Origin of the sequence: Paenibacillus sp. 7541, from assembly GCF_002276395.1 — a bacterium.
Lineage (GTDB): Bacteria > Bacillota > Bacilli > Paenibacillales > Paenibacillaceae > Paenibacillus_AQ > Paenibacillus_AQ campinasensis.
In genome coordinates this window covers 84720-100821 of the sequence record NZ_NQLZ01000005.1, presented here as the reverse complement: position 1 = coordinate 100821, position 16102 = coordinate 84720, and the positions used below count along the sequence as shown (strand labels likewise).

Below are 16102 nucleotides of genomic sequence, written 5' to 3'. Positions count from 1 at the left end.
CACACTTTCTTATAAATGTCACGGTAACGCTGGTCATGTCATCCCTTAATTGCGCCAATCATGACTCCGTTGACAAAATAACGCTGCAGCCACGGGTACACAAGCAGAATCGGAACCGTAGCAAACATGACGCTTGCCGCCTTTAATCCTTCGGGCACGAGCTTCGCAACAGCTCCCGCTCCTTCCGCCGCCAGCAGATCGGTAATCATGTTATTCTGGATCAGCTGGTACAACTTCAGCTGCAGCGGGTACAGCTCCGGACTGTTGATGTACATGAGCGTATCTTGAAATCCATTCCACCGTCCCACCGCATAGAACAGGCTGAGCGTGGCGATGACGGGGAGTGACAGCGGAAGGATAATGCCGATCAACGTTCGGAAATGACTGCTGCCGTCGATCTCCGCAGACTCCTCCAGACTCTCGGGAATATTATTAAAGAAGGTGATCAATATGATTAAATAGAACGGATTAATCAAACCGGGCAGCACGAGCGCCCAGATCGTATCAAGCAAATTCAGACTACGGACCAGAATGTACTCCGGTATGATGCCGCCGCTGAAGAACATCGTGATGACCACGACGGTCATAAGCAGCTTGCGCCCCCTCAGCTTTCTCTTCGACAATGGATACCCGGCCGCGATGGTCATGATCATGCAGAGCACTGTGAATAGAGTGGTCAGCATCACCGTGAAGCCAAGGGAACGTATCATCGAAGAATCGGTAAAGACCTGCTTGTAGGATTCAAAATTAATCTCAACCGGAATCAGATTGACTTTTCCCGATAGAATAGGTCCTGGTGAGCTTAAGGAAACTGCTAATATATGAATAAATGGAGCCAGACACAGCAGTGTGGCGATCGTTAAAACTATAAAATTGACAGTATTGAACACGCGATTGGCTGTTTGCTCACTCACAGACGTCCGCTCCTTTCCAGTAAATCATCCCTTGCATTGGCAGCCATTTCACCGTATCCCACTCCCCTCACATAATGCCTTCGTCCGTGAGTTTCTTAGAGATATAGTTGGCCGAAAGAACCATAACCAGCCCTACGACAGCCTGAAATAAGCCAACGACGGTAGCCAGCGTATATTGGCCGGATTGAAGACCAATCCGATATACAAAGGTGCTTAATACATCAGAGTACTCGCGTACGGCCAAGTTGCCGATCACATACGGGCGATCGAAGCCGATCGTGATCAAATGCCCCAGATTAATAATGAGCAGCATAACAATCGTCGGTTTGAGACCCGGGAGCGTAATATGCCATATCCGTTTCATTCTGCCGGCGCCATCGATGCTTGCCGCTTCAAACAATTCTCTATTGATGCCGGTCAACGCCGCTAAATAGATGATCGTTCCCCAGCCCGCACTTTGCCATACGCCGATCAGTAAGTACGTCACAAGCCAAATATTTTTCTCTGTGAGAAATGGTATAGCCTCATATCCCAGTGAAGTGATAACATTGTTGATCATGCCGGACTGTGTGCCGAACACCTGGGCAGCGATACCGCCGATAATTACCCAGGATATAAAGTGAGGGATATACAGAATGGTTTGGGATAGCTTCTTAAACCAGACGGTCCTCATCTCGTAGAGCAGAATAGCCAGGATGATCGGTGCCGGGAACGAGACGACTAAATCCAGAAAATTGAGCATCAGCGTATTGCGAAGTGTAAGGTAAAAGTCCCGCATGCCAAATACTTCTCGGAATGCCTCGAACCCGATCCATTCGCTTCCTTGGATCCCTTGAAAAAAGTTGAAGTCTTTAAACGCGATTTGGATCCCGTACATCGGACCGTACTTGAATATGATGAAAAATGCCAGCGGCAGCATAACCAGCGCATACAGCTGCCAATATCTGCGGAAATATACTTTTGAACTCACAGCGGCCCCTCCCTATGCGATTGGTTCACACAGGAGACGAGAGATCGAGAGATCACCCGAGCTCAGTCTCCCGTTATGACCAAACCTGACTTTATTTGGACTGCATCTCTTGATAGACAGCTGTGCGCTCGTCGAGGATCGCCTGTCCTCCACTTGCCATATAGTCCTTCATCATCGTTTCATACACGTTGTCGAATTGGTCCGGCTTTGCCATCGTTGTTTTTACAAGCATCTCTTTGAATTTCTCCTGCAATGTTGTCCCGTATTTCGTCTGGGCTTCAATAGGTCTGCTCAGGACCACCGGCTCAATCAGATCGGTATTGGCAAGCTCCTGCGCGATCGCTACAATATCCTGATATTCTTTCGGGAATTGCATCGCTCTCGCTCTCAGATTCAGCTCCTCGCTTCCAAGCTGCTTGCCGTTGGAGATGATCGCCATGTCGCCACTATTGTACAGGCGGTTCAGCGCTTCCTCCGTTTGATTCTCCATCGCAACGGGAACGTCGTCTACCATCGTGTAGTTCTCTCCTTCAACGCCGTTCTGCATGTGGAACAGGTGATCGTCGGTGGCCATCCATTCGAGATACTTGATGGCTTCAACGGCACGATTGCTCGATTTCGGCACCATAATATACATGCCGTTCGGATTGTACATCGGTTTGGCATACTTGCCTTCAGGATTTAAATAGACATCCACCGCAGATAAGGTGGCACCTGGGACGTTCTTTTGCAAAGTAGCATACATGCCGTTCTCGTAGAATGGATTAACATCGTCCTCGCTGAAGAAGCCTACTTTGCCTGAAGAAACGTCCTCGCCTAGCTTTTTCTTATCTGTATCCAGCGCAAAGTCCCTGCTCATCAATCCTTCGTTGTACAGCTTATTCATAAACTGCAGCGCTTCCTTAAAGCCTGGCAGAAGGGTCGGATAATCATTGGAGCCGAGTGTTTGCGTCAGCGTGTAACTCTGTTCTTCCGTGAGCGGCTCGATGAAAGACCAGATCAGCGGCTCATACTGGGCATTTGCCACCGTCATGGCTAACGGAATGACTTGTCCCCCCGTCTCACCCGGGTCTTTCTCTTTGAAAGCCTTCAGCACTTCATACAGCTCCTCTGTCGTTTTCGGCACATCAAGCCCCAGCTTATCAAGCCAATCCTGGCGGATAAAGGAAGCATATTTGCCGACTTGCGAGCGCTTGGCCGGAACCGCGTATTGTGTGCCTTCATAAAGGCCGTACTGCAGGATGTCTTCACCGAGGAAAGCCGTTAAATTCGGAGCATGCTCTTCCAGCAGCGGAGCCAGATCGGTCAAGCCTCCCTGTGAAGCATAGCGGTTAAATGTATTCGTATCATACGTGAACACGATATCCGGCACATCGCTGCCGCTTGCCATCAACACATTCAGCTTCTCCACCTCTTCGGAGCGGGGTACGGGTACGAATTCAACATCGATATTGTTGGGATCGCCGAAGTTCTCCTGAACGTATCTTGTCAAGTAGTTGTCCGTGATGGTGGACCCTGCTGGAGAGTTTCCTCTATCGAACACTTCGATCTTGAGCGTCACCCGTTGTCCGGATTCCGACCCGCTTGATCCGCCTGACTCATTGGAGTTTGAATTTGACGAGCAGGCCGTGAACAGCAGCAGGACCGCTAGAATGACAGAAACCATCGCCATCCCGTTTCTTTTTGTATTTCCAAGCATCTTACCATCCCCTTCTTCGATATGATGTTCATCCGACGAGCCCATGAATGATGGCGTTTTCATAATCGTGGTTGTCGGTCTCTTCGGAATGACCAAAGTATGGCATGATACCGGATAAAGCGGCAATAAACTTGTTTCAAAGCGATAAACTGTTGTGGATTTAGCTTTTCAGTGGTGGGATAAAGCGGATTCGCGCAATAAACTTTTTTCATGAAATGCTGTCAATGGCGGGTTTTGTCGGGCCTTATCTTCAATCTCCGGTACTCTCCCGGCGTAACACCTACCACTCGTTTGAACACGCGGCCAAACGTAATCGAATTGGCGTAGCCGACCTGAGTCGAAATATTCTGTATCGTCTCATTGGTTTCAGCAAGCAATTGCTGTGCCCGCTCCATTCGCAGCTTCACGATAAAATCAACAAATTTCAGGTTGAATTCTTCTTTGAACAAATAACTGGCGTATTTCGGGGAAATATGAAACCGGTCGCTTAAATGCTTCAGGGACAGGTCTGGATTCTCAAAATTCTCTTCGATATAAGCCTTGATCTCGCCGATCATCGCACGATGGTTTTTCGTTTCGCTGTGCGCCACGTACAAGCGGTATACTTCCGTTAAATGCTCGAAGTAACATGCCTTTAAATCCTCCAGCGATCCTGCCGTTCCATCAGCATTCAGCTGTGTGACCATTTTCGGGTTCTTAAGATGGCCATATAAATCATCAGACATGGAGGACAATTCATATCCCAGCATATCCATCATCATTTGCAGCACCGTACGAATGTCCTCATCCTTCAAGCAATCCTTCTTCATTTGCTCGAACAGCCTCTCCATGCAGTTGCGCCACTCGCCGTCCAGATGCCGAAATTCCTTCACCAACTCCGAGCTGATTAATACATATTCATACCATCTGCGGTCCGACGCCTCCGGCAAGTCCTCGCTGATCATAATCGCTTCTTTCCCGAGCGATAACTTATGCTGCAGCACATCCTCCGCTGCTTTATAGGAACGCTTCATATGCTGCCAATCCACCTCCAGCTGCCCGATGCAGAACAAGAGAGAAAAGCGCAGATGCTGCTCAACCCACTCCCTTCCTTTATCCGCAAACCCTTTGATATGATGTAACGCGGAGGAATGACTGTTGCTTACGCCAACAATCATGCCCATCCTCTCCTCGGCAACCCATTCCGCCCAGCAATACATGCCCTCCATTTGAGCAAGCTCCTGCAGCACATTGGTTAAGGCAAATTTCAACGTGCGCTGGTCCCGCTCCGAGAATGTGCTGCGAAAATCATGGTAGTTTCTGATCTCCACCACCACGAATGCCAACTGAGGATCCTCCATATCAGGATGCACCCCGAGCTTCTTCAAGCGTTCATCCAGCCTGCTTAGCTTCTCGCCCAGCATAATGTCATAGAACAGTTGACGCCGGCTAACCAGCAGATTCTCCCGCTGCTGCTTCTCAAAATCGGCTGCCTGACGTATCAGATTCTCCAGCGTTTGATCAATCAGGGCCATCTCATCCCGATTTAGACTCGGCGCATCCTCCCGTTCGTGAAGCGACTCAATCCGGCTCATCATCGTTCGAATCGGCTTATAATTTCTTTTCGTAATAAACACGATGTAGATCAAAGCGAGCACAACCGTAACGATACCGATTACTACCCATATATAAGAAATAAGCGATACCCATAAAAATAGGTGACCGGCCGCAATGCCACTCTCAAACTGCCAGCCGAGCAAATCCAGCGTGATCCGATTCACAACTTTCCCTTGCTGATCATCCTTGCCTGCATCGGCTGAACGGGTAGAAAACAATAGCTCTCCCGAAGCATCCCGCACATCCAGAAAGGAAACCTCATTGCTGTTCATCGAGCGAATCATCTGCTCTACAGCGTAGACATCAATATTGATGACCACCAGGCCATCATTGCCGAAGGGCAGAGGTTCCCTTTTATACATGGAGACAACCTGCTTCTCCTGGTCCAAGCCGAATTCCCTATAGCTTCGGATAGGTGACCAGCTTCGGGTATCCAGCCTGATCAACGCTTGTTCGATGAAGGAGCGGTCGGCGAACCTGTCCGAGTCCACGAGCCCGCTCCGTGTCAGCACCTTTTCGTCTTGAATGCGATAAATGTATATCGAGTGAATCAAGCTGTCGCTGGCTACCAGCTCGCGCAAGCTGCCCGCCACGTCAATGATAATCTGGCTGTTCTGCTCGGTAAGCGCCACGTTCAGAAAATCTTCGTAACGTTTATTTTTTTCGATTTCCTTCAGCACGTCCAATTCAATTCCTTTGAGCGAACTGCTCAGCCGGCCTACCACGTAATCGGTCGTGATCCGGTCGGCTTTGACCGTTTGCTTGTACGAAATATCACTTACGACAATAATAAAAATGAATATGAGCACAGCCATCGTTACGAAAAAAATAGGGAAATAAGATAATAACATTCGCCGATACCAGTTCTTTTTCATTTCACCCCTCCGATCCTCAAACGCCTGTGGACTTGCCATGCTTAACCGACACTTTTTAGTCACCGTAAAAGAAAGCGCTTACCTCGGTATTGTAAAAGACGACCTTCAAATTCGTCAACGAGAAACGAAAGTAAATCTCCCGGATCTCTCTCCTGCATCACGGATTCAGCACCGCCGTCTGTTCGTTTAGGTGATCTATAATGGGTTCGACGAATTCGAATTCATTTTGATATATTGATATTAGGAAAGATGTTAATAAAAGGAGTCGCTTTATTTATGAAAAAACTGATCAAAGGACTATTAGCCGGTATAATCGCGCTTACTACAGTCGGAGGGATTCCCGTCCATGAAGTGCAAGCTTCCGGGGGATTTAAAGATGTGCCTGCGAACCATTGGGCCAAGAGCGCTATCGATTCTGCCGTGAAAAAGGGCTACTTCAAAGGTTATGGGGACGGAACCTTCCGTCCCAACGCGAATATTACCCGAGCGGAGTTTGCTGCATTGATGGCCAGAGTGTCTAATAACGAGAGTATGAGCAGCCAGGGAACCTATCCAGACATTAAAGGCCATTGGGCGGAATCTGCGATTCAGCAAGCCACCACGAAGGGCTTCATTTTAGCTGCGGATTACAAAAACGGATTTAAACCAGGCACGGCTTTGACACGACGAGAAATGGCCAAGTGGATGGCGTCTGGTTTGGCTGCCAAGAATGACGACTTCAAGCAGGCGCTATCCGATACCAAAGACACGCTCGTGCCGGTGGCCGAGTATTTCAAAGGCGGGTTGAATAAAGCAGACTATCCTTATGTTTCCGTCGCGCTTGGTACGGGGCTGATGGCCGGTTATCCGGACGGATCGTTTGGGCCAGGGAAAACGACAACACGCGCCGAAGTGGCCGTCATCCTGGCGAGATACGTAAACGTTCAGAATAAAGATCCGGAAGAATTTCAGGACTTGAGAGAGATGCGCGAAGTCGGTCTGACCGGCACAAATCTGACGACAGCCACGCCGCATAGGTACCGTAAATTTTCTGGGACTGATAAGGAGACAAGCTTTGACCGTATTAAGGATAAGCCATACAAAATGATGTACAACCGAGGTATGATGACGGTTCACCGCATGATTGTGGTGGATGCTGATTCGTCGAAAAATTCAAAAAATTTGTACGGGAAAATGTTTGTTGATAAAGATTTCTCCTGGCCAATATTTGATGATGCGTATAACACTTTCCTTGAGGTTACAGTAGTTCCAAATGATAACACATCCTTAAGCAATGCAGCTTTCCCGAGTTCCACGTTGTACAACTTTACGCAAGGTTTTGGATTTGAAAGTGGGACTATTTCCAAATACGGTATAACTGTTTTGCCAGAGAGAGACAACTTTCTGACCACGGGTTTCTTTAAAAAAGACGTTCCCCGTCGTTTCTGGATGCACAGATATCTAGGGGATAATGGCGGAGAATTGGGGAGCGGTAATACTTTGGTTATGTTTGGGCTCCCGTATACGCCACAATGACAAGGACGTGTATAAATGAAGAGGATTAGCTATCTTATTATCTCTCTTTTGATGAGCTTCTTAACCGTTTCTATCCTTGGGGTTCATTCAGTAAGTGCTGCATTAGATAATGGTCTAGTCGTTGATGTTACACCGATGACTTCAATACATATATACAATACATATACAGTCACAGATTTTGATAAACCGAATTATATATGAGATCTAGGCTAAAGCTAGCTTAAATCCTATCAAGACACTTATCTTTCCGAATAAAAATTCTACCTGTTTAAAGTTCATCAGAGTCACAGCCAAAAAAGACCTCATGCCACTGGAAAAGAGGTACAGGACATCCCTGTGGTCCCTTCCAAGCATGAGGTCTGATTGTCTTAGGTATTATCTCACTTCATTCAGCGCCCGAAGCAGGGTGTGGCGGTTCCGCAAGGTGTGCGCCTCCTGAAGGCTGCGCTGCACCAGCTTCTCCTCGATCCCCAGCTCTTCATGGGTGGACGGCCCTCCGGCCTGCTTCAGCAAAGAACGAAGCCGGTCCGGCGAAGGCACCTTGGTGAGCCAGTCCTGAATTCGCTCCCGATGGCGTGCGAGCCCTTCCGGCTCTGCATAAGGGAAAATGCCGCTGTCGACCGCATCGTGATACAGCTGTGAAATCTCTGCGGCAGCCACACCGACCTTCGCGCCATGCAGCAGCGCTCGTCTGCCCTCGCTTAGGAACTCCATCTCCCAATAATGAGACAGATGGTGCTCTGCCCCGGATGCCGGATGGGACTGCCCGAACAACAGCATGGCGATCCCGGACTCGATCAGCGCGGTCATCAGCACGCGGATGCCCGTCTCCGAACGCTGTCCGATGTCCTGGACATGCTCGACACAGGCCAGCAGCGCCGCTTCCGTAATCGCCGCTACTTGTTCATCATAAGGCTCGCCACCGATGGAGGATGAATGCCTCCAATCAAACAGGGAGGTGTACTTGCCCAGCATATCACCAAAGCCGGCAGCCACCAGAGACTGCGGGGCTTTCATCAGCACGTCCAGATCCGCAAATATCGCTGCTGGCGCCGAAGCCTGAAACGTCTGCTTAACCCCCTTCACAATGATCGGAGCCCCTGCCGAAGTAAACCCATCCACAGACGGTGCGGTCGGAACCGACAGGAAGGGCAGCTGACTCCGATGGCTTACAAAGCGGGTAATGTCATGAATCGTGCCTGATCCGACGGCAATGAGACATCCCGTCTTCTCTGGCGCCGCTTCGATAAACAGCTGCATCAGCGAGCGTTCATCAGCCACCACGTCGCCTTGGGCGTCTGGCTCAATCAGAATGAGTCGGACGTCAATTCCTTCATCCTTCAAGCGGCCGAGCAGTTCCTTGCCTGCCGCTTTGTAGGTGTGAGCATCGGCGACCACGACAGGCTGGGCAAGACCATGCTCTCGTAAATAGCCTCCCACCTGGGCAAGTGCCCCGCGCTCCAGCAGCATCAGCTCCAGTCCGTGAAATGCCGTTCCCCGCTGCTTCATCTGCTCCAGCAGACGCCGTGCATTCATTAAAGCATCTGACATGACCGTCTATTCCTCCCTTCGCTTGACTGATGGAGCAGCTTCCCGATCCCGAGCTCAGGAAGCCTGCTTCAAGAGCCTTCAAACGAATCACCGCTTCAATTGATTCACCTTTTTAAGTCACCTATCCGGTCACATGATGATCATTCAGCTGCTTGTTTAATTCGCTTCAGCCTTTTCATCACATCGTTCTCACCGCGTCCGAAATAGTCATGCAGTCTGCTGTATTCCTGGTACAGCTGCTCGTATACGGCCACATGCTCCGGAATCGGCTTGAAGGTTTCTTCCTTCACGCGCGCCATGCTCGCAGCTGCGTCGATAATGGAGGCGTACCCGCCCGCCTCTTCGCCGGCCGCGACAGCCGCGAACATCGCCGCTCCAAGCGCCGGTGTCTGCTTGGAATCGGCCACGATAATTTCACGATTGGTCACATCCGCGTAAATTTGCATGAGCAGCCGGTTCTTTTGCGGCAGCCCTCCGCAGGCATACAGGACATCAACCGCTACGCCATTCTGATGGAAGGCATCCACAATTTTGCGAGTGCCATAGGCGGTCGCCTCCAGCAGCGCACGATACACTTCCTGCGGCTTGGTAAGCAAGGTCATGCCCAGCATCATGCCGGTCAAATCCGTATCCACCAGTACGGAGCGATTACCGTTCCACCAGTCCAGAGCCAGCAGCCCTGTCTGGCCTGGCTTGTAGCGCGCTGCCTCTCGTTCCAGCCATTGATGGACGCCGATGCCTTCCTTGGCAGCTTCTTCGGCCACATAGGCCGGGAGCGACTCATTCACATACCACTCAAAAATATCTCCGACCGCCGATTGACCAGCCTCATACCCGTACAACCCGGGAATAATTCCGTCTTCCACCACGCCGCACATGCCCTCAACCTGCTTCTCCTCGGTTCCGAGCACCATATGACAGATCGACGTTCCCATCGCCATAACCAGCTTGCCTGGCGTAACCACACCGACGGCCGGAACGGCTGCATGAGCATCGACATTGCCCACCGCAACGGCAATACCAGGTTTCAGGCCCATCATCTCGGCCATCGGCGCGGTCAAGCCGCCTGCATTCGTACCAAGCGGAATCACCTCGCCCCGCAGCTTCGTGTCTGTCAGATTTTCCAGTCGGGGATCGAGCGCCTTGAAGTAATCCTTGCTTGGATATCCGTCCTGCTTGTGCCAGATCGCTTTATAACCTGCGGTGCAGCTGTTGCGAACGATATTCCCGGTCATCTGGGCAATCACCCAGTCTGTCGCCTCCAAGAACATATCGGTACGCTCATATATTTCCGGAGCTTCATCAAGAATCTGCCAGATTTTTGCGATCATCCACTCAGACGAAATTTTCCCGCCGTAGCGCGGCAGAAAGCTCTCCCCTCGTTCTGCTGCAATCTGGTTGATTTTGTCTGCCTCCGGCTGTGCTGCATGATGCTTCCACAGCTTCACCCAGCTGTGCGGATGATCCGCAAGCTCCGGCTTGAAGCACAGCGGCTCGCCTTGCTCATCCACCGGCAGCATCGTACAAGCGGTAAAATCAATCCCGATGCCGATCACGCTCTCCGGATCGATTCCCGATTTCTTAAGCACAGCGGGCACGGAGTTTCTAAGCACCTCCAAATAATCTCCCGGATGCTGAAGCGCCCAGTCGTATTCCAGCTTGCGGCCAGAGCCAGGCAAATACTCATCGATGACATGATGCGGATATGGTGTCACATGATCCGCCACTTCCATCCCATTGGACAGATCCACCAGCACGGCTCGGCCGGACTGTGTGCCGTAATCGACGCCGATTGTATACTTCTTCCCCATCTTTCATTCCTCCCCGTCAGTTCCTTATAAGTTCACAAGCTTCCCTTCCCCGAGCATAACGATAGGCTGCGGCTCAGCCTTGCCCGTAATACGCATTCGCCCCATGCTTTCTTAGAAAATGCCGGTCGAGCAATACCTGATCCATCGGCTGGCTGTCCGGATTGATCTGCAGCATTCTCGCCGCAATTTTGGCGCACTCCTCCAGAACGACTGCGTTATGAACGGCATTATGGGCATCCTTGCCCCATGTGAACGGGGCGTGCGAATGCACGAGAACGCCCGGCATCTGATTCGGATCAAGATCGGCAAACCGTTCAACGATCACCTTTCCGGTCTCCAGCTCATAAGCGCCTTCGATTTCCGAACGGGTCATCGGACGGGTCACCGGAATTTCGCCATAGAAGTAATCCGCATGTGTTGTTCCGTATGCCGGCAAGGCTCGCCCGGCCTGGGACCAGCTCGTTCCCCAAGGAGAATGAGTATGAACAATGCCGCCGATTTCTTTGAAATTCTGATATAACACCAGATGGGTCGGTGTATCGGAGGACGGCTTCAGATGCCCTTCCACCACATTGCCCTCCAGATCAAGCACCACCATGTCCTCTGCCTTCAATTCTTCGTACGGCACGCCGCTTGGCTTGATGACAAACAAGCCCCGCTCTCGGTCAATGCCGCTCACATTGCCCCAGGTAAATGTCACTAATCCGTATTTAGGCAGGTCCAGATTCGCCTGCAGCACCTGCTCCTTCAATGCCTCCAACATGAAACATCGCTCCTCTCCGCGCTTAACACAGGTCATAGTTGTACGTACAAGTACAGGACCTCTGGCTCGCTTCGGGGCGGCCATTCCCTTCGCCGCCACCCTTTAGCGATACAGCTGCTGCTTAACGCCGAGCGACAGATTCCCGCTCTACCAATTCAGGCAGGTATACGGTGTCCTCAAACACTCCGCCCTGCTCAATCATCTGAATCAGTTGTCTGGCTGCCATTTCCCCCATTTGCGTTTTCGGATGCGTCAAGGTTGTAAGCTTCAAGCCCGATGCCAGCGAGGAATCGTCAAAGCCGACGATGGACACGTCCTCCGGAATTCGCAGCCCGCACCGTGATGCGGCCTGCATCAGAAGAACAGCCAGCTCGTCATTATAGCCCACCATTGCCGTCGGCCGACCCTCGGCTGGAAGACGCAGCATTTCCACAGCCCGCTTAAGTGGAAGATCCGCCTTTTGCTCCGTCGTATATGTGATTACTCGCTCGGGAGCCGGGGATATTCCTGCTTCACGATGTGCCCGCAAGAACCCTTTTAACCGGTTCACGCCCTGAAGATCATCTCGCTTGAAAAAGCCTGCAATGGAGGTATGTCCCTTCTCCAGCATATGCTTGGCAGCCATGTAACCGCCGGATTCGTCGTCAACTTTAAGGCAGGGGCACTCCAGCTCCCTGTACTTTTCATTAATCATCAAATAGGGAATCCCGCGCTCTTGCAGCGACAGGAAATAACCCAGGTTCGGATTGCCCTCCGCACTCTTCGTCGGCTCAATGATCAGGCCGCTCAGGGGCTGGCTTGTCATAAGCCGCAGGCTCTCCATCTCCTTCTCCTTGTTGTTGTCCGTGCTGGACAGCAGAAGCCGATAGCCCTTGCTCCGCAGCTCCGCCTCTGCGCCCCGTACGATATGGGGAAAGATATAGTCGGAGATATACGTCGTAATGATGCCGATCGTCTTTACCTTCTCGCTTTCCCGCCGCTTCGGATTTCGCGCAAAAGTCCCTTTCCCCTGAATTCGCTCCAGCCAGCCTTCCTTCTCCAGCTCGCCGAAGGCCTGCCGAACCGTCTGGCGGCTCACGCCGAACTGCTCCGCAATCTCATGCTCGGAGGGAACCTGCTTGCCCGTCTCCAGCCTTCCGGCTTCGAACCAGGACAACAGCTCGTTTTTTAATGCCATATACTTCGGAATCCGTCTGCTCATCTATTTATCATCCACCTCTAGCCCTACGAATCGTAAAAGTCAGGATAAAAATTGCAAAGTTATCTCGTTATTGTATCATAGGCCGGGCGAATGCTGACAGATCCGTTTAGCTCAGACGGTAGGCGGCTTCACTCCAGCGAAGCTCATTCTTGAACCGCTGGATGTTCGTGTCCTTGTCGATGACAACGGACTCGATACCTACCATCTCGGACCAATCCGCCAACTGCTCTGCGGTAATCGCATACGACAGCACCGTATGATGCGCACCTCCGGCCAATATCCAGGCTTCGGCCGATTCACGCAGCGACGGCTGCGGCTTCCACAGCACGCGAGCTACAGGCAGCTTCGGCATCGGCTTCTCGACCTTGACGCCATCCACCACGTTAACCAGCAGACGGAAACGATGCCCCAGATCAACCAAAGATGCATTGACTGCAGGACCGTCCTGACCGTTGAATACGAGGCGGGCCGGGTCACTCTTTCCGCCGATGCCAAGCGGATGAACCTCGATGCTCGGCTTCTCAGCTGTAATGGTCGGACACACCTCCAGCATGTGAGAACCGAGAATCATATGATTGCCAGGCTCGAAATGGTAGGTGTAATCTTCCATGAAGGATGTGCTTTGGTTGTTCGCAAGCACCTTCAGCACGCGCGTCAGTGCCGCTGTCTTCCAGTCGCCTTCCCCGCCGAAGCCGTAGCCGGCCTCCATCAGGCGCTGCACCGCAAGGCCGGGAAGCTGCTCCATGCCGTGAAGATCCTCAAAGGTCGTTGTAAACGCGCCAAAGCCGCCTTCCACCAGGAATCGCTTAAGCGCCAGTTCAATGCGGGCCTGATAAGCGATCGAGCTCCGGACAGGACCTTCGGTCAGCCCTTCCTTCGTCAGCGTGTACCGCTCGGCGTATTCGTCCAGCAGCTCCTTCACTTCCGCATCGCTAACCTCGTTCATCACCTGTACCAGATCCCCGATGCCATAACCATTCACGGACCAGCCCAGCTTGATCTGAGCTTCAACCTTATCCCCTTCCGTTACCGCAACCTGACGCATATTATCGCCGAACCGCGCCACCTTCAGCCTGCGGCTTTCCGCATATGCGGCAGCCGTCTTCATCCAGCCGGCAATGCTGCCCCGGACCTCCCCATCTTCCCAGTGACCGACAACCACCTTTCTGGCGATGCCGAGCCGCGCCCCGATATGACCGTATTCGCGATCCCCGTGGGCTGACTGGTTCAGGTTCATGAAGTCCATGTCAATGGTTTCCCACGGAATATCGCGATTGAATTGTGTATGAAAATGAAGCAGCGGCTTCTGCAGCTGAGACAATCCGGCGATCCACATCTTGGCCGGAGAGAACGTGTGCATCCAGGTTAGAATGCCCGCGCAGTTTTCATCGTTGTTCGCCTCCAGAATGAGGCTGTAAATTTCATCAGATGTCGTGACGATCGGTTTGAATACGATCGGGTACGGAAATACAGAATCTTTAGCCAACTCAGATGCAATGATTCGAGAATGCTCTGCAACCTGATCCAGCGTTTCCGGGCCGTACAGATGCTGACTTCCAGTGACAAACCAAAAAGAATGCGGTTTCAATTCCATAATTACGACGCCTCCTGTATAATTGCTGCCTTTATCTTGTACATACATATAATTATAACAATGTATATATAACAAATTTGTACGTACAAGTTGGTTGACTATATTGTAAGCCTGGAAGCATAAAAGATCAAGATCCTCTGTCACAATAAACTGCATGAAGACAAATAAAACAACCCCGGCTTGACGCTCGGGGCTCAGATTCATATAACCAAGTTAACCGTTATGCATTAAGCGTACGATCGGGATCTCGATTCGTGCTGCCTGGGGAAGCTTCCTGCTCTAACCTACGGCTTGACACTAAGATCATGCACAACACAATCGAGGCCCAACCTTTAATAATGACACTCCGTTTCTCCATTGGCGATCCGCTCCTCCCTTCCCACGTATTCATAACCATATATAACCATATATACCTGCTAATTAACATCTATTATAATGACCGCCAACCTCTTGTGTCAATTACATTGACGTAAATTTATTTTATATTATAACAAAATACTGCCTATGTAAATTAAATTCACTCAAATTCTTCATTTCATTCTTTTATTCTGCTTGAAATTTGTTATCAGTATCTTTATATGTAATTTTATATAACAGATATATGACGCGACATATTGAGGATACATTTTCACATCTACCATCTACCTCTTTGAATAACTGTCTGCTTCTAAAATACGCCTCCTTCCATCCTCTAACAATTGAGTCTAAGGCTCACTGTATGTTCTCATATGGGTCGGCACCATATCCGGGAAGTCAGTAATGATCCCATCAACACTGGCTTCCACAACCAACGGCACCTGCAGTATATTCCGCATCGTCCAGACGAAGGCTTTCAATCCCATCTGATGAATCCTTCCCACCGACGTTTTATTCACAAGCCGGATCGGCAAGCTGATATAGTCCGCATACTGGGCATAACCCAATATATCGTCATGCGACAATCTTCCCGCACGCGTAATCACGACACCAAGCGGAAGCTCCGGCGCAAGCTTGTGCAATCGCTCAAGAAAAGCCGTGTCCGAAGACTGTACAACCAGCGGGACGCGGGGGCGATTCTCCTCGCCCGTTGCCATATACGGCTGCAAAATGTCCACTAATTTCCGCTCGACTCCTTCTGCGGCGACCGCTTCCTTGACTTCAATCAACAGTCCGACCTCCCCACCGTACCGCTCAAGAACCTGCGCCAGCGTCGGTATCCGCTCTCCGCGAAAAGACGTTTCATACCAGCTTCCGGCATCCAGACGCTGCAGTTGCGCCAATGTGAGACTCTGAACAGCTCCCTTCCCGTCCGTGGTCCGGTCAACCGTCGGATCATGAATGACGACGGCATGGCCGTCTTGGCTGAATTGAACATCAAGCTCCAGCATATCCGCCCGCATATTCACCGCCTGATCAAATGCAGCGATTGTGTTCTCCGGAGCATAACCGGACGCTCCGCGATGTGCGATCGTCATCAGCCCGCGCTCTACGGCTGTTGTCCAGGACTCCAACCGATGGACCGGAATCCCTGATCCGTAAATGGCGTTGCATGTGATGCGTAACCCGGAGACGGCAAGGGCCAGCACGATGAGCAGTAATGTTTTTTTCATAAGCTTCTCTCACCCGCCTTCCAT

The 16102-nt window shown here is 51.1% G+C and carries 11 protein-coding genes; 1 reads left to right on the top strand and 10 read right to left on the bottom strand.

Annotation, left to right across the window (positions count from 1 at the left end):
- Positions 1-38: 38 nt before the first annotated feature.
- The 4 genes from CHH75_RS02745 to CHH75_RS02730 form a co-directional block, all read right to left on the bottom strand.
- Positions 39-914 (bottom strand): carbohydrate ABC transporter permease, encoded by an 876-nt coding sequence (locus tag CHH75_RS02745; RefSeq protein WP_095263007.1) that lies wholly within the window; start codon positions 912-914, stop codon positions 39-41.
- Between the two features lie 67 nt (positions 915-981).
- On the bottom strand, positions 982-1884 hold the full coding sequence (locus CHH75_RS02740) for an ABC transporter permease (RefSeq protein ID WP_095263006.1): 903 nt from the start codon (positions 1882-1884) through the stop codon (positions 982-984).
- Between the two features lie 91 nt (positions 1885-1975).
- Entirely contained in the window at positions 1976-3583 is a 1608-nt protein-coding gene (locus CHH75_RS02735; RefSeq protein ID WP_095397543.1) for an extracellular solute-binding protein, read from the bottom strand.
- 221 nt (positions 3584-3804) lie between these two features.
- Complete coding sequence (locus CHH75_RS02730; protein ID WP_095397398.1) at positions 3805-6054, bottom strand: helix-turn-helix transcriptional regulator; 2250 nt, start codon at positions 6052-6054, stop codon at positions 3805-3807.
- 276 nt (positions 6055-6330) lie between these two features.
- Here CHH75_RS02730 and CHH75_RS02725 point away from each other — a divergent pair, with 276 nt between their 5' ends.
- Entirely contained in the window at positions 6331-7569 is a 1239-nt protein-coding gene (locus CHH75_RS02725) for an S-layer homology domain-containing protein (RefSeq protein WP_176475442.1), read from the top strand.
- 375 nt (positions 7570-7944) lie between these two features.
- Here CHH75_RS02725 and CHH75_RS02720 read toward each other — a convergent pair whose 3' ends face one another.
- The 6 genes from CHH75_RS02720 to CHH75_RS02695 form a co-directional block, all read right to left on the bottom strand.
- Positions 7945-9120: a sn-glycerol-1-phosphate dehydrogenase gene (locus tag CHH75_RS02720; protein ID WP_095397396.1), complete on the bottom strand. Its 1176-nt coding sequence runs from the start codon at positions 9118-9120 to the stop codon at positions 7945-7947.
- Positions 9121-9260: 140 nt separating this feature from the next.
- On the bottom strand, positions 9261-10931 hold the full coding sequence (locus CHH75_RS02715) for a ribulokinase (RefSeq protein WP_095397395.1): 1671 nt from the start codon (positions 10929-10931) through the stop codon (positions 9261-9263).
- Positions 10932-11004: 73 nt separating this feature from the next.
- The gene (gene araD / locus CHH75_RS02710) at positions 11005-11694 is read right to left on the bottom strand and encodes an L-ribulose-5-phosphate 4-epimerase (protein WP_095397394.1); all 690 of its coding nucleotides are present in this window, start codon (positions 11692-11694) and stop codon (positions 11005-11007) included.
- A gap of 121 nt (positions 11695-11815) precedes the next feature.
- Complete coding sequence (locus tag CHH75_RS02705; RefSeq protein ID WP_095397393.1) at positions 11816-12895, bottom strand: GntR family transcriptional regulator; 1080 nt, start codon at positions 12893-12895, stop codon at positions 11816-11818.
- 106 nt (positions 12896-13001) lie between these two features.
- Entirely contained in the window at positions 13002-14489 is a 1488-nt protein-coding gene (gene araA, locus CHH75_RS02700) for an L-arabinose isomerase (protein ID WP_095397392.1), read from the bottom strand.
- A 704-nt stretch (positions 14490-15193) separates the two neighbouring features.
- Positions 15194-16078 carry a glycerophosphodiester phosphodiesterase gene (locus CHH75_RS02695; protein ID WP_095397391.1) on the bottom strand — a complete coding sequence of 295 codons (885 nt, stop codon included), beginning with the start codon at positions 16076-16078 and terminating at the stop codon, positions 15194-15196.
- Positions 16079-16102 lie beyond the last annotated feature (24 nt).